The following is a 24,506-nucleotide window of genomic DNA, read 5'->3' on the forward strand; positions in this document are numbered from 1 at the left end:
ATCAAACTCCGAATGCCGCGTAGATGATGTACGGGAGTCAGACTGCACGAGATAAGTTGGGTAGTCAAAAGGGAAAGAGCCCAGACCACCAGCTAAGGTCCCAAAGTGCGTGTTAAGTGGTAAAGGATGTGGGATTTCGAAGACAACTAGGATGTTGGCTCAGAAGCAGCCATACATTCAAAGAGTGCGTAATAGCTCACTAGTCGAGAGGTCCTGCGCCGAAAATGTCCGGGGCTAAAACACGACACCGAAGCTGTGGATCCGAAAGGATGGTAGAGGAGCATTCTTAAGTCGATGAAGCTGTACTGTAAGGAGCAGTGGAGAGTTAAGAAGAGAGAATGCCGGAATGAGTAGCGAGATTTAAGTGAGAATCTTAAAGGCCGAATATCTAAGGTTTCCAGGGTAAAGCTGATCTTCCCTGGGTAAGTCGGGGCCTAAGGCGAGGACGAAAGTCGTAGTCGATGGATAACAGGTTGAAATTCCTGTACTGCTTATGAACAGAACTGTGGGGACGCAGAAGGAGAGCACGAGCCGGAAATGGAAAAGCCGGTACAAGCGTATAGCAGTCACATAGGAAAATCCGTGTGAGAAATGTAAAGCGCGATGTGGATCGAACATTAGTAGAGAAGCGTGTGAGCCAGCTGCCAAGAAAAGCCGCTATTGTTTCATGAGTACCCGTACCGTAAACCGACACAGGTGGATGAGGAGAGAATCCTAAGGCCGGCGGGAGAAGTGTTGTTAAGGAACTCGGCAAAATGACTCCGTAACTTCGGGAGAAGGAGTGCCATAGAAATATGGCCGCAGAGAAATGGCCCAAGCAACTGTTTAGCAAAAACACAGGTCTATGCAAAACCGAAAGGTGAGGTATATGGGCTGACGCCTGCCCGGTGCTGGAAGGTTAAGAGGAGAGGTTAGAGCAATCGAAGCTTTGAATTTAAGCCCCAGTAAACGGCGGCCGTAACTATAACGGTCCTAAGGTAGCGAAATTCCTTGTCGGGTAAGTTCCGACCCGCACGAAAGGCGTAATGATTTGGGCACTGTCTCAACAACACACCCGGTGAAATTGAAATACCAGTGAAGATGCTGGTTACCTGCGCCAGGACGGAAAGACCCCATGGAGCTTTACTCCAGTTTGATACTGGGATTCGGTACTGTCTGTACAGGATAGGTGGGAGGCTAGGAAATGGTGACGCCAGTTGCCATGGAGCCAACCTTGGGATACCACCCTTACAGTACTGGGTTTCTAACCTGCAGCCGTGACCCGGCTGGGGGACAATGTCTGACGGGGAGTTTGACTGGGGCGGTCGCCTCCGAAAGAGTATCGGAGGCGCTCAAAGGTTCCCTCAGAACGGTTGGAAACCGTTCGAAGAGTGCAAAGGCAGAAGGGAGCTTGACTGCGACACCGACGGGTGGAGCAGATACGAAAGTAGGACTTAGTGATCCGGTGGTATAAAGTGGGATTGCCATCGCTCAACGGATAAAAGCTACCCTGGGGATAACAGGCTTATCACTCCCAAGAGTTCACATCGACGGAGTGGTTTGGCACCTCGATGTCGGCTCATCGCATCCTGGAGCTGTAGCAGGTTCCAAGGGTTGGGCTGTTCGCCCATTAAAGCGGTACGCGAGCTGGGTTCAGAACGTCGTGAGACAGTTCGGTCCCTATCCGGCGTGGGCGTAGGATATTTGAGAGGAGCTGTCCTTAGTACGAGAGGACCGGGATGGACAAACCTCTGGTGTATCTGTTGTTTTACCAAAGGCATGGCAGAGTAGCCAAGTTTGGCAGGGATAAACGCTGAAGGCATCTAAGCGTGAAGCCCCCCTCAAGATAAGATATCCCATCTTCGGAGTAAGACCCCTTGAAGACTACAAGGTTGATAGGCTTTGAGTGTAAGTGCGGTAACGCACTGAGCTGAGAAGTACTAATAGGTCGAGGACTTATCCTTAGAGGTTTCTAAGAGATAAGCTTTGGAGATACGCAAGTGTGTAAGATATCTGCAAGGTGCAGAATCTAAGGCATACACAGTAAAGAATAAAGTTTACTTTGAAACAGTCGTTGGTTATTAGATGGGGTTAGGTTACTAGCTTTCTGTGTGAAATTCTGAAGGTACAAGTAAAAAAGTACTTGCATTTTCAAGTCAAATGTGTTATTATTGACTAAGACGCCGTGGTTTACCAGGTGATATTCCTCGATAGCTCAATGGTAGAGCACTCGGCTGTTAACCGAGGGGTTGTAGGTTCGAGCCCTACTCGGGGAGCTGCTTTTAAAAACCTGGCCCCATGGTCAAGCGGTTAAGACATCGCCCTTTCACGGCGGTAACACGGGTTCAAATCCCGTTGGGGTCATTTGACAATTTAATATGCCGATGTGGCTCAATTGGCAGAGCAGCTGATTTGTAATCAGCAGGTTATCGGTTCGAGTCCGATCATCGGCTTTTTGCTTAAAGCAAGAAGTTGCCAAAAGCAATAAATGGGTGGATTCCCGAGTGGCCAAAGGGGACAGACTGTAAATCTGCTGCGTAATGCTTCGATGGTTCGAATCCATCTCCGCCCATTTTATTTTTTTGCCGCGGGGTGGAGCAGTCTGGAAGCTCGTCGGGCTCATAACCCGAAGGTCATAGGTTCAAATCCTGTCCCCGCTACTTTTATGTAAGCCCAGATAGCTCAGTTGGTAGAGCAGAGGACTGAAAATCCTCGTGTCGCTGGTTCGATTCCAGCTTTGGGCACTAAACAAAGAGATTAAGATGAAAGCTGAAACTGTTAAAGGTTTCAGCTTTTTATTTTATAAAAGTGTATTGTAAATTATATTGGAATAACAGAGGAGGATATTGTTTATATGGTATTCAATGTAGGTCAGGTTATAAAGATGAAAAAAGCTCATCCATGTGGAACTAACGCTTGGGAGATACTCCGGGTTGGAATGGACTTCAGACTTAGATGTACTGGATGTGATCACCAGGTGATGGTGTCCAGAAAACTGGTTGAAAAGAATTTTAAAGGTTTTATAGAAGAGAAGTAAAGTAAAATTTGTAAAAACGTATAAAATATTGGAGTAATAATAAAAAATACCTTCAAAAATAATGTTGATCAAGACAAGAAAAAAATGTAATAAAAGAAACAGGATTATGACTAGGCGATCATAATCCTGTTTCTTTTATATAAGTTTTTTTGTGAGCTGGTATGGGAGAATATGTCTCATAAACTAGCAATTACCCTCTGTTCATGCAATCCATAGGGAGGAGCGCAGCCGTTTGGCGACTGCGCCAATTAAGGGATTGGGGGTGTAGTCATTGCTGACTACAAAAGGGAGTAAATAACAAAAAATAGTAAATTGTCAATGTTATAAAATTGTAGTTGTAAGCAACTGCTGTAATCTGTATTACTCATTCATCTCTTGCTTACAAACTGATAATATGACAAATGGAATAATATTGCAATAGCTTTGCAAGCTTTCAAGCCATAATACCATATAAGTTGGCGATTGTGACTGTTTTTGATCATATATTACTCAAATACACGCGAATAAATGATTATAAACTAATGCATATGCTCAAACAATCTAAAAAAATCAAATGGTAAGACAACAAGCGTGAGTTGCGCACATTTTGGTTGCGCGCACATAGACAAAACAAGAAAGAAATAAATGAACAATATAAGAATAAGGGAAATAGCAAAAGAAATAATAAAAGAGAAAATAAAAGAAGCAGAATCGTTTTTAGGCTATCATGATTCTGCTTCTTTTATATATAAGTTTTTTGTGAGCTGATATGGGAAAGTATGTCTCATAAACTAGCTTTTACCCGCTTTTAATTCCCTGAACCATTATCGAAATCCTAAGGGAGGGGTACAGCCGCTCGGCGGCTGTACCAATTAAGGGATTGGGGTGTAGTCATTGCTGACTACAAAAAGGGAGTAAATAACAAAAAATAGTAAATTGTCAATGTTATAAAATTGTGGTCGTAAGCAATTGTCATAGTCTGTATGACTCGTTCATCTCTTGCTTACAAGCTGATAATATGACAAAAATGTTTTTAGTGCAATAGCATTTGACTGTTTTCCACCATATTTACATATTTATAATAAATTTTGACTGTTTTTGATTGAAAATGCATATTGTAAGGTGATTGCATGAATATAAAAAATAAAATAAAAAGGTTATTAATACTGTTCAAACAACCGGTTTATATGATATAACTTTAATTATGTGACGTGATAATACATTATCTTACAATGAATTATCACATACAAATACTATACAAAAAGAAAAAGATCAGGGAGGATCAAGATGAAGAGCAGCAAGAAAAATCTAATTGCTATCGCCGTGGTGATTTTGATTATCGCGGTTCTTGGAATTGTGTCCATATATGTGGATAAGATTCCATCACCATCGACCTATGCAACGTTCTGGGCGCTTGTACCATCGGTTGTGGCCATCACACTTGCTCTTATAACAAAAGAAGTTTACAGTTCACTTTTTATAGGAATTGTAATAGGCGGTGTGTTTGCATCAGGTTTTAGTTTTACAGGTAGTATATCAAACGTATTGCAGGATGGACTTATAGCTCAGCTTTCAGATTCCTACAATGTGGGTATACTTATATTCCTTGTCATCCTGGGAACGATAGTTGCCCTTATGAACAAGGCTGGAGGTTCAAAGGCATTTGGAGACTGGGCAGCGACTCATATCAAGACCAGACAGGGCGCGCAGCTCTGTACAGTACTGTTAGGTGTACTTATATTTATTGATGATTATTTCAATTGTCTCACGGTTGGTAGTGTCATGAAGCCAGTGACTGACAAACACAGGATATCGAGAGCGAAGTTTGCGTATGTTATAGATGCCACAGCAGCACCTATATGTATTATTGCACCGGTGTCATCCTGGGCTGCGGCTGTCAGTGGATTTGTAAAAGGTGAGGATGGATTTGGCCTGTTTATAAAGGCTATACCATATAACTATTACTCATTCCTAACTTTGGCTATGATGATTGCCATGATAGTTATGAAGGTAGAGTTTGGCCCTATGGAAAAGCACGAACTGAATGCGCTGAAGGGTGATCTTCTCTCACTTGGAGATGGGAAGAAAACTGTCACAGCTGAGGAGACAGACGTTGTCAACAGTAATGGAAAGGTTATAGATCTTATAATACCGATCATCTGTCTTGTTGTATGCTGTGTTATAGGAATGATCTACACAGGTGGATTTTTCAGTGGAACAGGATTTGTCGAGGCATTTTCGAACAGTGATGCTTCAGTTGGACTAGCAATAGGAAGTTTGTTTGGTCTGCTGATCACTATCTTATTATATGTGATAAGAGGTGTACTTGACTTTAGTAAATGTATGGAGGCGATACCTGAGGGCTTCAAGGCTATGGTTCCTGCAATATTGATTCTGACATTTGCATGGACTCTTAAGGGAACCACAGATATGATGGGCGCAAAGGATTTCGTGCAGAATGCTATGGAATCAGCGTCAGGAAGTCTGTTCAGCCTTTTGCCGGCGGTTATATTCATTGTAGGTTGCCTTATGGCATTCGCTACAGGAACATCATGGGGAACATTTGGAATACTCATTCCTATCGTGTGTGCTGTATTTGAGGGAAAAAACAACGAGCTTATGATAGTAGCTATCTCAGCATGTATGGCGGGAGCTGTATGCGGAGATCACTGCTCACCTATATCAGATACCACGATAATGGCATCAGCCGGAGCACAGTGCAACCATGTAAACCATGTATCAACACAGCTTCCATATGCCATAACGGCTGCAGCGCTGTCATTTATATCATACGCTATAGTCGGACCGCTCACATACAGACTGCATGTTAAGTGGTTTGTGATGCTGCCAATATTTATAGCACTTATGGTTCTGTTTGTATTTATACTTAAGGTTATCAAACAGAAAAATCCGGAAAGTTATGCAAGTGCCGACACAAAGGTGGCTGACGCAGAATAATAAAGTATTTAAGTAATAAAATGAAAAAAGTGTTGACTTATAAGTGAGTATAAGTTAATATGTGAGAGTAGAGTTTTCATTTATTTGAATCCTCTCTCCCCTCATTATGGTGACCAGGTAATCCCTGGTCACTTTTTTTGCTTATAATTATATAATATAGGGAATTCTATGAGAAAATTAATATGAAATAGCTTTATATTTGTTAATTTGAGTTGATATGTGATATGGTATATTCTGTAAAAGGCAGTTAATGTTACATATGCTGAAAGCAGTGGTATAAAGGTAAAAGGAAAGTGAGTAAAAATGCAGGAAAACACAGAATTAAACAGGGAGATATCAAACGAGGAGATACAGAAAGCCGTAGGGATAATAAACAGGCTTTTCAGTTATTATAACAGCAAAGTTGTTGGACAGCCAGGACTGGGATATTCACTTTTGGTCGCAATGATGACAAATGGACATGTTCTGCTGGAGTCAGTCCCGGGACTTGCTAAGACGACTGCAGCCCGCGTTATGACTGAGGCGGTGAATGGTTCTTTTTCAAGGATACAGTGCACACCGGATCTTATACCAAGTGATATCATAGGAACTCAGATGTACAATATGGCGACAAATACATTTGAGGATAAGATCGGTCCAGTATATTCCAATTTTGTACTTCTCGATGAGATCAATAGATCAAGTGCAAAGACTCAGAGCGCTATGCTTGAGGCGATGCAGGAAAGGGAGGTAAGTATAGGGGGCAAGACCTACAAGCTCCCGGAGGTGTTCGTTGTAATAGCGACACAGAATCCGATAGAATCCGAGGGTACATACGTGCTGTCTGAGGCTCAGCTTGATAGATTCCTTCTGAAGGAGACACTCACATATCCAAATCCGGCAGATGAGATTGAGATATTAAACAGAGTGGAGTCAGATGTATTTACAAATATCAGCGCGGTGGCATCCATGGAGGATGTGCTGTATCTTCAGAAGCTGTGCAGGAGAGTATATATAGATCCGGCTATAAAGAAATACATAGTCGATATTGTTCAGGCGTCGAGAAATACTGATAAATTTATGGATCCAAAGCTTGCCCAGTATGTTGCCATGGGAGCAAGTACAAGAGCGGCAATAGCATTTATGGAGACTGCAAAGGCGGTTGCACTCATAAATGGCAGAAGATACTGCGTGCCTGACGATGTAAAGGCACTTAGATATTCGGTTCTCAGACACAGGATCATGCTGACATTTGCCGCTGTGGCAGATGACATAAAGGTAGAACAGATAATAGATGCGATCGTAGGTGCTGTAAAGACTCCATAGCCTACGGTGCTGACCGCAGATGGAAAATGGAACTTCTTCAGAGAGAGCAGGTAAAAATATATGAAGATGACATATGTCCCTCTCATACAGGGCAATATGAAAGGCATGAAGACGATCTACACGACAAGGGCGACATCAAGGATAATTGACGGTTCATACAATTCCATATATAAGGGAAGAAGCATGAACTTTGACGAACTCAGAGAGTATGTTGCCGGGGACGATATAAAGGATGTGGATTGGAATGCGACTGCGCGCAGCCAGAAGGTCCTTGTTAGACAGTATATAGCGGAGAAAAAACATAATATTATGCTGGTACTCGACACTAACAGGAGAATGCTTGCAAACGCGAACGAGACGCAGGAAAAGAAAAACGTGGCGCTCATGGCGGCGGGAACTTTGGCATGTATGGTGAGTGCAAATGGAGATTATATAAGCGCAACGTATTCAGACAAATCATCCATTCGGCATTTCCCATTTAAGACAGGGCTTTTCAATGTGGAAAATATTATGGCAGCATATGACAGAGATACATCCATGGACAATGATTCAGATTTAAGTGCGGCACTCGAGTTCATATCAAAGAATATCAGAAGGAAGATGATCATGTTGATAGTTACAGATATGGATGGCATGAACAGACTTTCTGGCAGGCTTTTAAAACAGCTGAAGGCAACGAATGACATACTTCTGATATGTGTGGATGATGTCGATATAAAGGGAAAACGTGTCTATGACATGGCGGCAAGACATTATCTGCCGGATTTTATTTCGGAGGATAAAAAGATTGCCCGCAATGAAAAAATACGCAGACAGAAGGTTGCAGAGGAATGCGCGGAGAAGATGAAGTCCGTTGGAATGACATATCAGATCATTGATTCGACAGAGGACATGGATGAAAAGATAGCTGAACTGTTAGGCAGGCACAGGCAGGAGAGCTCAGCTGTCTACAGATAATCAGATGGATAAAGGAGAGTAAATATGGAGAGTTCAGTAAGCCTTCAGGAACCATTTTCATACGCGATATGGCCGATTGTGGCTGCTGGAGCAGTAGTGCTTGCAGTTCTGATATATTGGATCATCGTGTTTATCCGGAAAAGGTTTTCCAACAGGCCTAAAAAGCCTGTTGTGAGAGAATTGAGACCGGAGGACAAGGACAGGATAAGAAGGAAGTATATAGCTGAGCTTGATGTCATAGGCATGGATTTTGAAAATGGCAGACTGGATATTCGTCATGCCTACCAGAAGATGAGCATGTGTATAAGGAAGTTTGTGCATGAGATGACGGACATAAAGGTTCAGAACTATACACTCCGGGATATAGGAACTTTGGGTATTCCTGATCTGTATTCTCTGGTGGCAGAATATTATGCGCCGGAATTTGCACGCAGATCAGAAGGTGATGTCAGGAACTCGTTGGCCAGAACAAGGAGTGCGATAGAGAGATGGATATAAAATACATGTGGGTGATCTGGCTCGGAGCTGTGGTGGCACTGGGCATGGTCATCAGCCTGTTTATACGGAACAAGAAAAAAGGAAATACATATGAGGGCGGCAAGAAGATTGCAGGACCTTTATACAGCAGAGATGAAGATTATTTCAAGAGAAAGATGACGGTGTACAGATCCTGCATGGCGGCTTTGCTGATATTGAGTATTGTTGCTGTCGTGTCCGCATTTGTGATGATGGCCAGACCGTACAGCAAAGAGCGTGTTCAGGATGAGCGTTATTGCAGAGATATCATGTTGTGCATAGATATATCGACCTCAGTTGATTATCTGAATGAAAATCTTCTGGAGGAACTCAAGAAAACCGTGGATGAATTGCATGGAGAAAGATTTGGAATAGTCATATTTAACACAAGTCCGGTGTTATTGTCACCGCTCACGGATGACTATGAGTTCATAAAAGAACAGCTCGATATGATCGATAAAAGCTTGAAGGTCAGGAATTCAGAGGACGATTCGGATCTGTACAGCACAGATCTGAGTAGTATGTATGACTGGCTGTATTACGAAGGTTATATAACTTCGGGAACACTGGTTGGAAATGAGCAGAGGGGAAGTTCACTTATAGGTGACGGACTTGCGGCAGCAGCATGTGACTTTTCCGATAAGGATAAAACCAGAACAAAAATAATGATATTTTCAACTGATAACGATATTCAGGGAAATCCGGTGGCTACGCTGGATGATGCAGCTTCGATATGCAAGAACAATGGTGTGACTGTATATGGAGTCGGAACTAAGGAGATGACAGACGAGAACAGGGAATCCATGAAAAAAGCAGTGGAGAGTACAGGTGGTCAGTTTTTCATGGAAGAGGAGTCGGGAACGTTTGACCAGATAGTTACAGCCATAGAAAAAAGCAGTAAAAACCAGGTCGATGCAAAGATGATCGTACAGGAGAAGTCGAAGGTTGAATGGCCATTTGTGGCATTGCTGATAATATTTGTAATGATGACATGTATCGGCAGAGTCATAAAGCTGTGATATCACAGATGAGAACATAAATCAGATAAAAGCGGGTGGCAATTATGAAAATTGATCCAATAATACCGATCTGGCTGATGGGCATATTGTGTGTTGGAATGATCTTCCTAAAGAAGAGAAGCCGAATTGCGTATGTCAGACAGATAATAGCGATAGTCCTAGTATTTCTCATAAATCTCAGGATTATGGTTCCAAGTGATAATGTCAGCTCAAATACGCAGACGTTGGATACATATGTGCTGTTTGTGGTGGATGACACGATAAGCATGCTTGCACGTGATTATGACGGAGATACGGAGAGACTTACTGCGGTCAAGAAGGACTGCGGTCATATAATAGAAGAACTTGACGGAGCAAAGTTTGCGGTGATCAGTTTTAACAACAATGCGAATCTGGTGGCGCCATTTACAAACAATTCACAGTATGCAGAGGATGTGATAGATTCATTGTATCCACTTGAGCAGTTGTATGCAGAAGGCACATCCATGAATGTCAGCATTGATGTGATGACAGATACGCTCAAGAGGGCCAGGGAAAAGGCCGATGGAAGTGTTGTTGTGTTCTTCATAAGCGACGGTGAGATCACAAATGAAGAGAATTTGAAATCGTTCAAGTCGGCTGCCAAATATGTTGATGGCGGCGCCGTGCTAGGATACGGCACAACAGAGGGCGGCAATATGTATATGAAGTCAAGCTATACAGGTCAGGATGAGCTCATTGAAGATACCTCATCCTATCCGAGAAAGCCTGCTGTGTCAGTGATCGATGAAGACAATCTGAAAAGCATTGCAGATGATATGGACGTTAAATATATCAATATGAACGACGCTTCAAACATTGACACTACGATCAATAAGATCAAGAGGGAGTCTGCATCGGAGAGCAAAGACGGAAAGGTTTCAGGATATGCTGATATATATTATATATTTGCGGCTATGCTGGTACTGGTCATGATATGGGAGTTTATCGATATCAGAAGAAAGTCCGGAGAACTTGCCTGGCGAAAGGAACAGATATGATAAAAAAGATCGTTACGGGACTAGGTATAGCGGGACTGCTGTGTCTGGTACCATTGTCAGTCAATTATATATGCAATATGCGGTTTATCAGAAATTATGACAAGGGGATATATAAAAGCAGCGAGGTAAATCAGGTTCTGGGTTTTTTTCAGCCGTATATATATCATTATAATAATGGAAATGTTTATTACAATGAGGAAGATTACCAGGGAGCTGAGGAGGAGTACAGGACCGCACTTGGATACAAGCCGCGTGGGGAAAGAGACTGTATGACAAGGATAAATCTTGCATTAGCTATAGTGAAACAGATAGATCCTGAGTCAGTAAACGCAGAGAATCTTGATGAGACGATTGAGCTTCTTGATGATGCCAGAAATATACTGGTGGAAAATGGCTGTGCGCACAGGAATGACGAGGATGGTCACAACAAGGATGCACAGACACTCAAGGATGAGATAGATGCTTTTGAGGAACAGCTGAAGCAGTCAGTTCAGGATCAGGAATCATCTGGAGGTTCGGATGATAAGGATCAGCAAAATGATAATGATACCCCGGATGACAGTGATGGAGAAAAGGGATCGAGCTCTGCATCGGAGGAGGAAAAGATAAAGGAAAAACTTCAGGAGATACAGGGGGACAGTTTAAAACAGCGAAACAGCGAGATGGATACCTATGAGACATACAAAGACGGCTACAATTACTATAATGGACGGACATGGTAAGGGTATGACTTGGGCAGTGCGTATGCTTAACAGTCATTAAATTACAATATAAAACTTGCGAATTGGTATTCATCGGGTTATAATACTGCTAGTTATGGGCATTTATGGCTTATGGACAATATAAGGAGAAAGAAAAAGCGATGATTAATGAGGAAAAAGTCATATTGATGACGAAGATCGCCATGTATAAGGAATCCCTCGGAAAGGAAGATCTTGAAAAGGGAAAGTATTTTCAGAGCGATTATGTAAAACTTAATTGTCTGAAGACTATTGTTTCTTCAACCGTTTTGTTTGTGGTAGTTGCGGTTGCATACATTTATTACAATATAGGTTCTATCGTTGAACAGTTGACGGAACTTGATTACCTAAGTGTTGCGGGTGAGATTATAGGAAGCTATGCTATAGTTTGCCTGGGATTTGCATTGTTTGCCTGGGTATTATATACATATAGATATATGAAGGCAAAGCCAAAACTCATCAAGTATAATCAGAACCTCAAGAAGCTGATTGAATTTTATGAGAAAGAAGAGCGGACAAAGGGTTCTGAAAAAAGAAAGAGGAGGGCTAAGTAATTATGACAGCACTTTTGTCATTCCGAGATGGAGTAAAGGATTTCTGTAGTAAATATGATAAGTTCGTATCGCCTCTGTGCAAGTTTATATTGGCGATAGTGATGTTCTGGTCGATAGCACATCTTACAGGATATAACAGCATGATGAGCAGTATGGTAGTTGTTCTTGCAGCTTCGTTTGTATGTGCGTTTCTTTCAGATTCACTCACACTTGCTATCGGCGGTGTGTATGCATGTGCTCAGGTTGCGAGTGCGAGCATTGAGCTAGGAATCACTTTTGTGATAATATTTGTGATCATGTATTGTGTATACATAAGATTTTTTCCAAAGGCGTCATGGGTCATCATGTTTATGCCATTTTTGTACATCATCAAGTTCGCATATTTTATGCCGCTCCTTGCGGGAATGCTTATCGGATTTGCTGGAATGATACCGGCTGCATTTGGATGTATATTCTATTTCTTTATGAAGTATACCGCAGATTATATGCAGCTTGCATCAACAACACCTGCGGATAGTATAGTAGAGGGTTACAAGTACATATTTGAACATCTTGTACAGGATAAGACACTGCTTCTCACAATAATAGTATTTGCAGTCGTTATAGTGCTGACATATATCATCTACAGAATGTCATTTGCATACTCATGGTATGTGGCAATAATAACAGGTGGTATAGTGGAGATTGTTTTATTCCTGGTTGGAACACTTTCTATGGAGACTGAGATATCATTAAGCGGAGCACTGCTTGGATGTATCCTTGCGATACTGGTGGCGATCATAGTACAGTTCTTCAAGACGGTTGTTGACTACTCAAGTGTTGAGAATACGCAGTTTGAGGATGATGAGTATTACTACTATGTAAAAGCTGTTCCTAAGATTATGAGTGACAGACAGAAGGGCTCTAAGAGTGCGGCGGGAAGACCTGAGACGCCTCGTAAGCAGGCACCATCAAGTGCTCAAAGACGAAGTAGCACACCAGCCCATAGAGGTGAGTCTACCACAGGAGCTACAAGATAGAGAATATAGACGCTGGACAACATGTGACCTGACTTATGTCAGGTCATATTGATTATATAAGAATTTTATTGATTTTATTTTTTGAAGATTTCAGGAAAGGAGGATGAAATGGAAAAGATATCTACATTTATTTCAACATATTTTGACTGGTTTTATATAACAGTTCCGGGAACAGTGGATATAATAGAGATTCTCATTTTGTCGTTCTTTATATACAGGATCATGCTCTGGTTCAAGACCAGCAGGGCATGGACTCTCCTCAAAGGAATAGTCATGATATTCCTGTTCACAGCGATTGCGGCTGTATTTCAGTTCAACACGATATTATACCTTCTGAAGAATGCGTTCAGCGTAGGTATCATTGCGGTTGTTATTCTGTTTCAGCCTGAGTTTAGACGAGGTCTTGAACAGCTCGGAAGGAAAAAGATCATCAACTATATAATAAGAGATGGTGAGGATGATGGGATACTATCTGAAAAGACTATATATGAGCTTGTGAAGACAGTACAGGTTCTTTCGGCAAACAGGACAGGAGCCCTCATAGTAATCGAGAATGAGGTTGCCCTTGGTGAGTATATAGATACAGGAATTCCGATAGATGCGGTCGTAACAAACCAGCTTCTCCTCAATATATTTGAGCACAATACACCGCTGCACGATGGTGCTGTGATCATCAGAAAGAACAGGGTGGTATCAGCGACATGTTATCTTCCTCTCTCAGCAAATGATTCCATAAACAAGGAGCTTGGAACAAGACACAGAGCCGGAATCGGAATCAGTGAGGTGTCTGACAGTATGACGCTCATAGTATCGGAGGAGACGGGATCTATATCGATAGCTCAGGGCGGTGAATTGTTCAGAAATCTTGACAGCGAGGGTGTCCGCAGACATCTTCAGACTCTGTGCAAGGAGTACAGTGAAAAGAGATATCACAGATCATCGGGAGCACGCCCTATAAAGAAGAGAAGAAAAAGGGTAGTTATAGAGAACAAGAATAAGGCTTCCGGAAAGGAGGCTGATGACGATGAGAAATAATACAGAGAACAATGGAGATATCAGGAAGAATAAGCCGAAGATATATTCCAATCTGGGCTTGAAGCTATTGTCGGTGGTGTTGGGATTCCTTGTATGGCTGCTGGTACTCAATATAGACGATTCGGCGGTGACAAAGACCATAAGCAACATTCCTGTAACGCTTGTCAATACCGATGCCATCACAAGCCAGAATCAGTTATTTACCATAACATCAGGTGATACGGTGGATGTGGTGATAAAGGGAAGAAAGTCTGTTATAAGCAATCTGGATGCTTCTGACTTTAAGGCAACCGCAGATATGTCCAAGATATCCATAACAAATGCGGTGCCGATAGCGGTAACGGCGAACAGCAACAGTATAGCAAAGAAGATCAGCATAACTGTTGTGGATAATGTGCTGTCTGTGGAGCTTGAGGCGGAGAAGTCGGTGTCAGTTCCGGTGAAAGTCGTCACAACAGGGGAGGTTGCCAGTGGATACACGGCCGGCAATAGTGTCGCAGCTCCAAACCTCATAACTGTTAAGGGCCCATCAAGTGTGGTTTCCAGTATAGACAGAGCTGAGGTGACGGTCGATATAAAGGATGCAAAGGATGATATAACGACCAATTGCACACCGTCATTTGTGACATCAGATGGTGAGAAGGTATCAGATGAGACACTGACATATGATGAGGTATCGATCGCGGTAACTGTACCGGTTTACAAGACGAAGAATATACCTATCAAGATCGCGGTTATAGGCGAGCCGGCAGATGGATATGCAGTATCACAGATAACATTTGTACCGGAGACTATAGATATAGGTGGCGATGCGGCGGTAATTAAGGATATACAGCAGTTGGAGATCAATGATGTGGATGTCAGTGGATGTACAGAGGACGTTGAGACAACACTTGATGTATCAAAGTATCTTCCGGATGGCGTGGTGGTTACAAAGGAAAGTGCTTATGTGAATGTTAAGGTTGCCATAGAAAAGATGGTCACGAGGAATATCGCTATAAAGACATCCGATATCAAGCTCAATAACAAACAGAGCGATTATAGATATGAGCTGGTGATAAAAGAGAACAGCGTTGCGATAAAGGGAATGTCCAGTGCAGTTTCCAAGATCACAGCTAAGAGCTTCCATCTTGCAATTGATGCGTCCGAATTGTCATATGGTGAAAATACCATAACGCTGGATATACCAGATGGAAGCAGCTATACAGTGCAAGGCTCCTGCACAGTCACAGTTAAGGTGACATCGACAGGACAGTAGATCAGTTAAAGGTAACACAGAGGAGGCGGTTATCATGAGTGACAATGCAGATATGAAGTCAGAGAAGATAAATGAACTCAGAAAGATAGTTGAGAAATCTGATAATATTGTATTCTTCGGAGGCGCCGGGGTGTCTACAGAGAGTGGTATTCCAGATTTTAGAAGTGTGGATGGATTGTATAATCAGAAGTACAAATATCCACCAGAGACAATAATCAGCCACAGCTTTTATCTGAGAAATCCAGAGGAGTTCTACAGGTTTTATAAGGACAAAATGATATTTGCAGATGCAAAGCCGAACAAAGCCCATCTGAAACTGGCAGAGCTTGAGAGAGAGGGAAAACTCAAGGCTGTCATAACACAGAATATCGATGGACTCCACCAGATGGCGGGCAGTAAGAATGTCATAGAGCTGCATGGATCAGTTCACAGAAATTATTGTGAAAGATGTCATGCATTTTACAATCTGGACTACATAGTGAATTCAGATGGTGTCCCTAAGTGTGAGAAGTGCGGCGGCACAGTAAAACCTGATGTTGTGCTGTACGAGGAGGCTCTGAATGACGAGAATATGTCAGATGCTCTCAGGTATATATCGGAGGCGGATACGCTGATAATTGGCGGAACCTCACTTGTGGTATACCCGGCAGCAGGGCTTGTCAGATACTTTAGGGGCAGGAAGCTTGTAGTCATCAATATGTCTCCGACACAGTCGGATGCAAATGCTGATCTTCTTATTGCGGATAAGATCGGTGATGTGCTTGGCAGTCTGTAAGAATGATGAGAAGGCATGGAGAAGGCATGGAGAAGGCATGTCTGATATAAATACAATATGGAGGGTGATTTATGTATTTTGAGAAATCGAAAGGCTTCCCGAAGGATTTCCTATGGGGCAGTGCATCTGCCGCATATCAGGTTGAGGGAGCATGGAATGAGGACGGAAAAGGACCATCCAACTGGGACGAGTTCGTGAGGATCCCGGGCAAGACATTCAAGGCAACTACCGGAGATAAGGCTGTGGATCACTACCACAGATATAAAGAAGATGTGGCTCTCATGGCGGAGATGGGACTGAAGACATACAGATTCTCAATATCCTGGCCGAGAATAATACCTGACGGCAACGGTGAGGTCAATGAGAAGGGGCTTCAGTTCTATGATGATCTTATCAACGAGCTTGTAAAGAATAATATAGTTCCTATGGTGACCGTGTATCACTGGGATATGCCACAGGCACTTGAGGAGCAGTATCACGGATGGGAGAGCAGACGAATAGTCGATGATTTCGTCAGATACGCAAAGGTTTTGTTTGAGAGATACAGTGACAGGGTAAAGCACTGGATAATCATGAATGAGCAGAATGTATTTACAGGTCTTGGCTGGAATGCCGGAATGCACCCACCAGGAAAGGTTGATGACCAGAAGATGTTCTATCAGGTAAACCACCATGCATTCATGGCACACGCAAAGAGCGTTATAGCGCTCAAGGAGATCTGTCCGGATGCAAAGGTCGGTTCATCATTCGCATTTACTCCAGCGTATGCATTTGACAGAAAGCCGGAGAATGCCATGGCGAAGATGGATTACGATGATCTTGAGAACTTCTACTGGATGGATATGTATGCATATGGCCGATATCCAAGAGCTGCAAGGGCGTACCTTGAGAGCAAGGATCTGATGCCGGTTATAGAAGATGAAGATGAAGAGATCCTGAAGAAGGCTGCCTCTCTTATCGATTTCATGGGTGTAAATTACTACAGAACATGTGTTGCAGAGTACAATCCGATAGATGGAGTTGGCGCTACACATGAGATGAACACCACAGGCAAGAAGGGTACCGCAAAGGTGCAGGGAGTTCCGGGACTCTACAAGAATCCTGCAAATGAATTCCTTCCTACGACAGACTGGGATTGGACCATCGATCCGATGGGACTTCGCATGTGCTGCAGACAGATAACATCGAGATATGATCTTCCTATAGTCATATCTGAGAATGGCCTCGGCGCATTTGACAAGTTTGAGGATGGGGAGATCCATGATCCGTACAGGATAGATTACCTGAAACATCACATAGAGGAGCTCAAGAAAGCGTGTGATGATGGCTGTCGTGTCCTGGCATACTGCACATGGTCTTACACAGATCTTCTCAGCTGGCTCAACGGATATCAGAAGAGATACGGATTTGTGTATGTGGACAGAGAAGAGGACGAGAACAGTGGAACTCTGAACAGATACAAGAAGGATTCTTATTATTGGTACAAACATGTTATAGAGACCAATGGTGAGGAGCTGTGATAATAGAATAATATCAGAACAGGGAGAACCGGCACATAAGTGCTGGTTCTTTTTCGTACTAAAGTTATTCATTTAGCATTTAATTTTTAAAACTAGCCGTTTGGCTAGTTTACTAAAAAACCCAGTGTATTATAATTATTTGTTATGTTGATGGCAATATCTGGCAGTAACTGCCAGGGATTAAAGACAGGAGGAAAGGGATAATTATGAAATCAAAGAAATTGATAACTGGGTTGATTATGGCATGTATATTGGCTGTAGTGATTATTGCGGGAAAGAACTCTGTGAAGGTGCAGGCCGCGGATGGGGATGTGGCAATTGTGACGGATGGCAATGGCGATGAGATCGGATCATATGCTACACTGGCTGATGCATTTGCAGCCGCACAGAATGGCTATACAATATGTATAATTAGTGATATATATGATCCTTCGGCTTCTATAGGATACAATGATGGTGAACATAATAAGCATATCATTATAGATCTCAACAGTAAAAGTGTCACTTTGCAGATGATGAATTTTGATTATTCGTTATACGTGAAAAATGGAACATTAAATTGCGGTATCACAAATGGAAGTGTTGGATTTACTAATGCTATGCTGACTTTGTCAAATGTCAAATTCATTACGGATAGTATCAACTGGATGACAAAAGATGGAATCTGTCTGAATAATGGCTCAAATGTGACGCTCAACGGTTCACAGTGTTGGTTTGAAAAACTTGAGATGGATACAGACTGTGTATTTACGGTACAGAACAGTGACGGACTTAGCAACTTTGGGCATATTGCAGATGGATTTGACGGTGTGAAGGAGTTTGTACCAGAGGGACTTTCTGTAGAAGGAACGACAATCATTGATGATGAGACAGGAGCCAAGGCTAAGGATTTTATTCTCCGTTACCGCAGCTTGTCGGATGATGCAGATGTCGCTGTCAGCATTGCTCCAAAATCGTATGTGTACGATGGAAAAGAAAAGAAACCTGCGGTTACGGTTTCTTATGGCGGAAAGACTCTGACAGAGGGAAAAAGTTACTCATGTGTATATGCGGATAATATTGATGCGGGAACAGCTACAGTTACTATCAAGGGTGAGAATACCATGCATGGACAGATCGTGGAAGAGTTCACAATAGATAAGGCAAAACAGAAGGCACCTACAGGTTTGGTCGCAACGGCAGAGACTGTGGATGGGAAAAATGATGGTCAGATATCTAATCTGAAGACGTCAATGGAATATAGTGTTGACAAGAGAAACTGGCTGGATTGCGAAAGCACGGTACTTAAGAAACTTGCAGATGGAAAGTATTATGTGAGATATAAGGAGACCAAAAATTATTATGCGTCTCCTGCTGCAAAGGTAGTGGTAAAGAAGGGAAATGTACCAGCAACAAATGAACCGACTACAAATGAACCTTCAACTGAAAAACCAACGTCAAGTGAGCAGACGACAGAGAAGGTCACGACAGAAAGACAGACAACGGAAAATCCTACAACAGAGGAGATCACAACAGAGAAGCAGACAACGGAAGTGCAGTCGCCCAACGAGAAAACTGATGTGGCTTCAACAGAGGGAACAACGGCAGTAGTATCAAAGACGGAGTCAGGTGTTCCAAATACCGGGGATGACGGAAATGTGGCATTGATGCTCATAGTCATGATGACATGCTTATTAGGGGCTGCCGGGGTGGTAGTTTATCGTAGAGAGAAATAATTTAAAATAATAAAAAAATATTAGCACTCGGTGTTGACGAGTGCTAACAGGTGTGTTATATTATCATCAGACAGGGAAGTGATATTAAGGTATCAGTTCCCTGAAAGTTTAGTTTAGGAGGTAAACAGCTATGGAGATGGATAAATACACACGTAAATCGTTGGAAGTTGTAGAGAAAGCAAAAGAAAAAGCTCTGGAGTACGACAATCAGGAACTTACGCAGATGCACCTTTTGGCTGGCTTGCTTGAGATAGATGACAGTTTGATAGCCAAGATATTTGAGAAGATGGGCGTGAATGTTACTGGTGCCGTGAATGCGGTGGAGGATAAGCTGGCAAGGTTGCCGAAGGTCAGCGGTGGCAATATGTATGCCGGAAATAACTTCTCAAAGGCTCTCATCCAGGCAGAGAAGGAAGCAAAGCAGATGGGCGACACATATGTGTCTGTTGAGCATTTGTTCCTCGGCATGGTGGATAAGGCTGATTCGGATATCAAGGAGCTTCTTAAAGGCTGGGGAGTTAGCAGGAATGCATTCCTCAAGGAGCTGGCAGAGATTAGAGGTAACCACAAGGTGGACAGCGATGATCCGGAGAGCTCATATGAGGCTATGGAGAAGTTCGGATATGATCTGGTCGAGAGGGCAAGACAGCAGAAGCTTGATCCGGTAATAGGACGTGACGCTGAGATACGAAATGTGATCAGGATCCTGTCAAGGAAGACAAAGAACAATCCGGTGCTCATTGGTGAGCCTGGTGTAGGTAAGACTGCGGTTGTAGAGGGACTTGCACAGAGGATACTCAGAGGTGATGTACCAGAGGGACTTAAGAACAAGAAGATATTTGCACTTGATATGGGAGCTCTTGTGGCCGGTGCCAAGTACAGAGGTGAATTCGAAGAGAGACTTAAGAATGTCCTTGATGAGGTGAAGAAGTCTGAGGGTGAAGTGATTATGTTCATCGATGAGCTGCACACCATTGTAGGAGCAGGTAAGACTGACGGTGCAATGGATGCGGGCAACATGCTTAAGCCTATGCTTGCCAGAGGTGAGCTGCATTGTATAGGTGCCACAACACTTAATGAGTACAGACAGTATATAGAGAAGGATGCGGCTCTTGAGAGACGTTTCCAGCCGGTTATGGTGGATGAACCAACAGTTGAAGATACAATATCTATCCTTCGAGGAATCAAGGAGAGATACGAGGTGTTCCATGGAGTTAAGATATCAGATGGTGCCCTTGTAAGCGCAGCGGTTCTTTCCAACAGATATATAACAGACAGATTCCTGCCAGATAAGGCCATAGATCTTGTTGATGAGGCGTGTGCCATGATCAAGACAGAGCTTGATTCAATGCCTGTTGAAGTGGATGAGATCACACGTAAGATAATGCAGCTGGAGATTGAGGAGACAGCCCTTAAGAAGGAGGAGGATAATCTGTCAAAGCAGAGACTGGCAGACCTTCAGGCTGAACTGGCAGAACTCAAGGATCAGGCAAATTCCCTGAAAGCAAAGTGGGAGAACGAAAAGGCTGCAGTTGAGAAGATAAGGATCCTCAAGGAAGAGATGGAGCAGGTCAAGGCTGATATTCAGGATGCACAGAGAAATTATGATCTGAACAAGGCAGCAGAGCTTCAGTATGGTAAGCTTCCAGCGATCCAGAAAGAGCTTGCAGAGGCTGAGTCCACAGCTTCAGATAAGGAGAGGGAGCTTGTCCATGAGGTAGTTTCAGAAGATGAGATATCGAAGATCGTATCCAAGTGGACAGGAATTCCTGTTGCAAAGCTTACTGAGAGCGAGAAGAGCAAGACCCTCAATCTTGCCAGCGAACTTAAGAAGAGAGTTGTAGGTCAGGATGAAGCCGTTGACTATGTCAGCGATGCGATCATCAGATCAAAGGCGGGAATAAAGGATCCTAGCAAACCGATAGGTTCATTTATCTTCCTTGGACCAACCGGTGTTGGTAAGACAGAGCTTGCAAAAAGTCTTGCAGCGGCATTGTTTGACAATGAGCAGAACATGGTTCGTATTGATATGAGTGAATACATGGAAAAGCACAGTGTGTCAAGACTTATAGGAGCGCCTCCGGGATATGTAGGTTATGATGAAGGCGGTCAGCTGACAGAGGCTGTTCGTAGAAAGCCATATTCGGTTGTCCTCTTTGATGAGATAGAGAAGGCACATCCGGATGTGTTCAATGTACTCCTTCAGGTGCTTGATGATGGACGTATCACGGATTCTCAGGGCAGAACTGTCGACTTCAAGAATACGATCATCATCATGACATCCAATATCGGCGGTGCGGATATCGCAGCTGCCGGCGGAGAGATCACAGATGAACTGAAGAATGACGTAATGGCTCAGCTTAAGAGCAGATTCAGACCTGAGTTCCTGAACCGTATCGATGAGATAATCACATTCAGGGCACTGTCAAAGGACAACATCAGTGGTATAGTTGATCTTCTCATGGCAGATCTAAACAGCAGACTGGCGGACAGAGAGATCACGATCAAGCTTACGGAGAGCGCAAAGCAGCACATCATCGATCAGGGATATGATCAGGTGTATGGCGCAAGACCGCTCAAGAGATATCTGCAGAAGAATGTGGAGACACTGGTTGCAAAGATGATACTTGCAGGCAGCGTAAGCACACAGTCGGCTATAGTGATAGATTATGACGGCACTGAGCTGAGGGCAGAGAATGAAAAATAAAATATTCACAACAGAGAGCATGTGCGCTATTATGAAAAGGAATAATATTACATTTTTGACATTATTTGTAAGAAAATATTAGTAGTTTATTACCTGGTTTCATTTAATAATATACGTGTTTACTGGATGTAATAATTGACACGGGTCTGAACCAAGGATATATTATATGGTTTGGATCCGTGTATTTTTATGTATATTTAATAAGGGATAAATGTGTGGATTGTTTAGATAAGCTGTATTATGTTATACTTATTGGTGCAGCTACATTCGCAGTGTAATGAGGAGAAAAGAGTGAGTACACAGATTGTTAAAATGAAAATAATGGAACTGGATAATTACTATTTTATCGCGAGGCCATGTGTGGATATAGCAGATCAGAAGGTGCAGGATCTGGTGGAGAAAGCTGATGAGCATGATTTGGACTTTGTTGGTATAGTATATGAGAATGTCGGACTGCCAGAGGGAGTGACATACGATAAGGAATTATTCCTTGGGAAGGATCCGGCATATGTTATGCTCGTGAGGAACATAGGCGCTGGATTATATAGTAAGGGGTTTATAGAAAAAAAACATCTGGAGATTGGCGGCTCTGATGAGCTGTTTCCGGATATTTATCTGTTGTGGCAGGTGTTCACGAGCGCAGGCAGGGCGATGTGTGTAAGTGCAGCCATATGTGAAAAAGTTTATCGGGATACGGTATGGATAGATGACAGTCAGATAGCATTTACTGTAAACAGAGCATATGACAGGATAAAGGATATGCTCATGACTGACTGGGAAGTGTGGCAGAAGTGGAAGGGATATTATTCATCTCAGAGATGGGCATGCTATTATGAATTGCTGCACTGGATGACGGAAGATGTTGGCTGGGAATTTGCAGAGAGAATGGCTGTGGAGTTCCACAGAAGCTATGAAAACGATGAAATAGATGAGAAACTGTTCTCTCTGGAGGAGCGGTCAAACCTTTATATTCTTGCCAAAGATCCGGGATATGTAAAAAGATTTTACCTTGGAAAAGTTATCCTGGATAAGAGAGTATATGACTGTAAGAACAAGGTAAATGATCTTGAAAAGGTTGTAGCTGAAAAAGACAGGATGATGCAGGCACAGAGGGAATCGTATGAACAGCGACTGGCAAAGAAGCAGGCGGAGCACGAGGAAATGTGCAGCGGACTGGAGCAGCAGAGACTGCTGGAGCTTGAACAGCAGAAACAGAAATATGAATCATCAGTCACATTCAAGGCTGGCCGGGTGATAATGTTTATTCCTTCGGGCATTAAGAGGTTAGTGTTCAGAATGATGAAAAAAGAGTAATCAGTAATATGTTATGGGAAATAGCGTGACATATGAGGAGAGAATGCATGGCAGTAGATGTATCTATAGTTGTAGCTATATATAATGCGGAAGAATATATTGACAATTGTCTCGATATGCTGACGAGACAGACACTGAAGAATATAGAGATAATATGTGTTGATGACGGGTCTGTGGATGGATCCCTAGAAAGGCTTCAGGCCTACAGCAGCAGGGATGAGCGTATAAGAGTGTTCACCGAGGAGAATAAGGGCGCTGGAGCAGCAAGAAACCGCGGACTTACAGAGGCGACTGGCAAGTACATGTTATTCCTGGATTGTGATGACTTCTTTGAACCGGATATGGTGCAGCTGGCATATGAGAAGGCTGAGGAGCAGGGAGCAGAAATCGTTATATACAAATCAGATCAGTACAATATGGACTCTGGCGAATTTGTATATGAGAACTGGGCTATGATAGAATGGGCACTTCCACCATATGAACCGTTCGGTTACAGACAGATATCGACCAATATATTTAAGGCATTTGTCGGATGGGCGTGGGATAAGCTTTATCTAAGAGAGTTTGTAGCTAAGAATGATCTGAAATTTCAGGAACAGCGTACCACCAATGATGCACTCTTTGTATTCAGCGCTCTGGTGCTTGCAGAGAAAATATCAACGGTTAGAAAGATACTTATCCATAGAAGAGTAGACACTGCGGATTCTCTTTCGAAGACCAGAGAAAAATCTTGGGATAACTTCTACAGGATGCTGCTTGCCCTCAGACAGTTCCTTAAGGACAGAGAAAAGTGGAATGAACTTGAGAAGGATTTTGTCAATTATGCATTACATTTTTCACTCTGGAATTACAATACACTGGCTGAGCCTACAAAAACAAAACTCAGAAATAAACTGGTGTCAGAGTGGTTTGAAGAGCTGGGTATAAGGCAGAGACATAAGGAATATTTCTACGATGAATATGAATATTCACAGTATGAAGCAATGTTAAAGCTGCAGGATACACCGTGAAATAAATAAAGTGGCACAGTATAATAGCTTAAAAATATGCAAAAAGGCTGTTTGGTGTTGAAAAAGATCAGACATAGAGGATATAATATA

19 protein-coding genes, 6 tRNA genes and 1 rRNA gene (1 of these 26 cut by a window edge) are annotated in these 24,506 nt (G+C 42.7%); all 26 read left to right on the forward strand.

Annotated features, from left to right (window positions below; genetic code table 11):
- A 23S ribosomal RNA gene (locus NQ536_RS03400) occupies positions 1-1,943 on the forward strand; it begins 937 nt to the left of the window's first position.
- A 240-nt stretch (positions 1,944-2,183) separates the two neighbouring features.
- Positions 2,184-2,255, forward strand: a tRNA-Asn gene (locus NQ536_RS03405).
- 16 nt (positions 2,256-2,271) lie between these two features.
- Positions 2,272-2,343, forward strand: a tRNA-Glu gene (locus tag NQ536_RS03410).
- Positions 2,344-2,359: 16 nt separating this feature from the next.
- Positions 2,360-2,432 (forward strand) — tRNA-Thr (locus NQ536_RS03415).
- A gap of 37 nt (positions 2,433-2,469) precedes the next feature.
- A tRNA-Tyr gene (locus NQ536_RS03420) sits at positions 2,470-2,551 on the forward strand.
- A gap of 14 nt (positions 2,552-2,565) precedes the next feature.
- Positions 2,566-2,639, forward strand: a tRNA-Met gene (locus tag NQ536_RS03425).
- Between the two features lie 11 nt (positions 2,640-2,650).
- Positions 2,651-2,723, forward strand: a tRNA-Phe gene (locus NQ536_RS03430).
- A 110-nt stretch (positions 2,724-2,833) separates the two neighbouring features.
- Positions 2,834-3,016, forward strand: a complete 183-nt coding sequence (locus NQ536_RS03435; RefSeq protein WP_004849510.1) for a DUF951 domain-containing protein — start codon at positions 2,834-2,836, stop codon at positions 3,014-3,016.
- A 624-nt stretch (positions 3,017-3,640) separates the two neighbouring features.
- Positions 3,641-3,763: a hypothetical protein gene (locus tag NQ536_RS03440; protein WP_004849515.1), complete on the forward strand. Its 123-nt coding sequence runs from the start codon at positions 3,641-3,643 to the stop codon at positions 3,761-3,763.
- Positions 3,764-4,282: 519 nt separating this feature from the next.
- On the forward strand, positions 4,283-5,953 hold the full coding sequence (locus NQ536_RS03445; RefSeq protein WP_004849518.1) for a Na+/H+ antiporter NhaC family protein: 1,671 nt from the start codon (positions 4,283-4,285) through the stop codon (positions 5,951-5,953).
- A gap of 303 nt (positions 5,954-6,256) precedes the next feature.
- A complete protein-coding gene (locus NQ536_RS03450) occupies positions 6,257-7,258 on the forward strand; it encodes an AAA family ATPase (protein ID WP_004849519.1) in 1,002 nt (333 codons plus the stop codon).
- A 60-nt stretch (positions 7,259-7,318) separates the two neighbouring features.
- A complete protein-coding gene (locus NQ536_RS03455) occupies positions 7,319-8,215 on the forward strand; it encodes a DUF58 domain-containing protein (protein WP_004849522.1) in 897 nt (298 codons plus the stop codon).
- A gap of 24 nt (positions 8,216-8,239) precedes the next feature.
- Entirely contained in the window at positions 8,240-8,713 is a 474-nt protein-coding gene (locus tag NQ536_RS03460; RefSeq protein ID WP_004849525.1) for a hypothetical protein, read from the forward strand.
- Positions 8,704-9,750: a VWA domain-containing protein gene (locus tag NQ536_RS03465; protein ID WP_004849526.1), complete on the forward strand. Its 1,047-nt coding sequence runs from the start codon at positions 8,704-8,706 to the stop codon at positions 9,748-9,750. Before NQ536_RS03460 ends, NQ536_RS03465 begins: the two co-directional genes overlap by 10 nt.
- A gap of 44 nt (positions 9,751-9,794) precedes the next feature.
- Positions 9,795-10,769, forward strand: coding sequence for a vWA domain-containing protein (locus NQ536_RS03470; protein ID WP_004849530.1), 975 nt, complete (start codon positions 9,795-9,797; stop codon positions 10,767-10,769).
- Positions 10,766-11,491: a tetratricopeptide repeat protein gene (locus NQ536_RS03475; RefSeq protein ID WP_004849533.1), complete on the forward strand. Its 726-nt coding sequence runs from the start codon at positions 10,766-10,768 to the stop codon at positions 11,489-11,491. Before NQ536_RS03470 ends, NQ536_RS03475 begins: the two co-directional genes overlap by 4 nt.
- Positions 11,492-11,631: 140 nt before the next feature.
- On the forward strand, positions 11,632-12,063 hold the full coding sequence (locus NQ536_RS03480; RefSeq protein WP_022059581.1) for a hypothetical protein: 432 nt from the start codon (positions 11,632-11,634) through the stop codon (positions 12,061-12,063).
- Between the two features lie 2 nt (positions 12,064-12,065).
- Positions 12,066-13,082 carry a hypothetical protein gene (locus NQ536_RS03485; RefSeq protein ID WP_004849537.1) on the forward strand — a complete coding sequence of 339 codons (1,017 nt, stop codon included), beginning with the start codon at positions 12,066-12,068 and terminating at the stop codon, positions 13,080-13,082.
- 108 nt (positions 13,083-13,190) lie between these two features.
- Complete coding sequence (gene cdaA / locus NQ536_RS03490) at positions 13,191-14,117, forward strand: diadenylate cyclase CdaA (RefSeq protein WP_022059582.1); 927 nt, start codon at positions 13,191-13,193, stop codon at positions 14,115-14,117.
- Positions 14,107-15,375, forward strand: coding sequence for a CdaR family protein (locus NQ536_RS03495; protein WP_004849541.1), 1,269 nt, complete (start codon positions 14,107-14,109; stop codon positions 15,373-15,375). Before cdaA ends, NQ536_RS03495 begins: the two co-directional genes overlap by 11 nt.
- A 34-nt stretch (positions 15,376-15,409) precedes the next feature.
- Complete coding sequence (locus NQ536_RS03500; RefSeq protein WP_004849543.1) at positions 15,410-16,150, forward strand: NAD-dependent protein deacylase; 741 nt, start codon at positions 15,410-15,412, stop codon at positions 16,148-16,150.
- A 71-nt stretch (positions 16,151-16,221) separates the two neighbouring features.
- A complete protein-coding gene (locus tag NQ536_RS03505) occupies positions 16,222-17,670 on the forward strand; it encodes a glycoside hydrolase family 1 protein (RefSeq protein WP_004849548.1) in 1,449 nt (482 codons plus the stop codon).
- Positions 17,671-17,876: 206 nt separating this feature from the next.
- Positions 17,877-19,385: an LPXTG cell wall anchor domain-containing protein gene (locus NQ536_RS03510; RefSeq protein ID WP_004849550.1), complete on the forward strand. Its 1,509-nt coding sequence runs from the start codon at positions 17,877-17,879 to the stop codon at positions 19,383-19,385.
- A 130-nt stretch (positions 19,386-19,515) separates the two neighbouring features.
- Positions 19,516-22,092 (forward strand): ATP-dependent chaperone ClpB, encoded by a 2,577-nt coding sequence (gene clpB / locus NQ536_RS03515; protein WP_004849552.1) that lies wholly within the window; start codon positions 19,516-19,518, stop codon positions 22,090-22,092.
- A 291-nt stretch (positions 22,093-22,383) separates the two neighbouring features.
- Positions 22,384-23,406, forward strand: a complete 1,023-nt coding sequence (locus NQ536_RS03520) for a hypothetical protein (RefSeq protein WP_155803774.1) — start codon at positions 22,384-22,386, stop codon at positions 23,404-23,406.
- A 47-nt stretch (positions 23,407-23,453) separates the two neighbouring features.
- Positions 23,454-24,416 carry a glycosyltransferase family 2 protein gene (locus NQ536_RS03525; RefSeq protein ID WP_004849555.1) on the forward strand — a complete coding sequence of 321 codons (963 nt, stop codon included), beginning with the start codon at positions 23,454-23,456 and terminating at the stop codon, positions 24,414-24,416.
- Positions 24,417-24,506 lie beyond the last annotated feature (90 nt).

The organism is Coprococcus eutactus (assembly GCF_025149915.1).
GTDB lineage: Bacteria > Bacillota > Clostridia > Lachnospirales > Lachnospiraceae > Coprococcus > Coprococcus eutactus.

Bases quoted from the DNA above. Each gene is read 5' to 3' on its own strand.
- NQ536_RS03480 (WP_022059581.1), top strand. From the start codon at position 11,632: ATGATTAATGAGGAAAAAGTCATATTGATGACGAAGATCGCCATGTAT.
- NQ536_RS03510 (WP_004849550.1), top strand. From the start codon at position 17,877: ATGAAATCAAAGAAATTGATAACTGGGTTGATTATGGCATGTATATTG.
- NQ536_RS03525 (WP_004849555.1), top strand. From the start codon at position 23,454: ATGGCAGTAGATGTATCTATAGTTGTAGCTATATATAATGCGGAAGAA.
- NQ536_RS03435 (WP_004849510.1), top strand. From the start codon at position 2,834: ATGGTATTCAATGTAGGTCAGGTTATAAAGATGAAAAAAGCTCATCCA.
- NQ536_RS03500 (WP_004849543.1), top strand. From the start codon at position 15,410: ATGAGTGACAATGCAGATATGAAGTCAGAGAAGATAAATGAACTCAGA.
- clpB (WP_004849552.1), top strand. From the start codon at position 19,516: ATGGAGATGGATAAATACACACGTAAATCGTTGGAAGTTGTAGAGAAA.
- NQ536_RS03505 (WP_004849548.1), top strand. From the start codon at position 16,222: ATGTATTTTGAGAAATCGAAAGGCTTCCCGAAGGATTTCCTATGGGGC.
- cdaA (WP_022059582.1), top strand. From the start codon at position 13,191: ATGGAAAAGATATCTACATTTATTTCAACATATTTTGACTGGTTTTAT.
- NQ536_RS03450 (WP_004849519.1), top strand. From the start codon at position 6,257: ATGCAGGAAAACACAGAATTAAACAGGGAGATATCAAACGAGGAGATA.
- NQ536_RS03445 (WP_004849518.1), top strand. From the start codon at position 4,283: ATGAAGAGCAGCAAGAAAAATCTAATTGCTATCGCCGTGGTGATTTTG.
- NQ536_RS03485 (WP_004849537.1), top strand. From the start codon at position 12,066: ATGACAGCACTTTTGTCATTCCGAGATGGAGTAAAGGATTTCTGTAGT.
- NQ536_RS03460 (WP_004849525.1), top strand. From the start codon at position 8,240: ATGGAGAGTTCAGTAAGCCTTCAGGAACCATTTTCATACGCGATATGG.
- NQ536_RS03440 (WP_004849515.1), top strand. From the start codon at position 3,641: ATGAACAATATAAGAATAAGGGAAATAGCAAAAGAAATAATAAAAGAG.
- NQ536_RS03470 (WP_004849530.1), top strand. From the start codon at position 9,795: ATGAAAATTGATCCAATAATACCGATCTGGCTGATGGGCATATTGTGT.
- NQ536_RS03475 (WP_004849533.1), top strand. From the start codon at position 10,766: ATGATAAAAAAGATCGTTACGGGACTAGGTATAGCGGGACTGCTGTGT.
- NQ536_RS03465 (WP_004849526.1), top strand. From the start codon at position 8,704: ATGGATATAAAATACATGTGGGTGATCTGGCTCGGAGCTGTGGTGGCA.
- NQ536_RS03495 (WP_004849541.1), top strand. From the start codon at position 14,107: ATGAGAAATAATACAGAGAACAATGGAGATATCAGGAAGAATAAGCCG.
- NQ536_RS03455 (WP_004849522.1), top strand. From the start codon at position 7,319: ATGAAGATGACATATGTCCCTCTCATACAGGGCAATATGAAAGGCATG.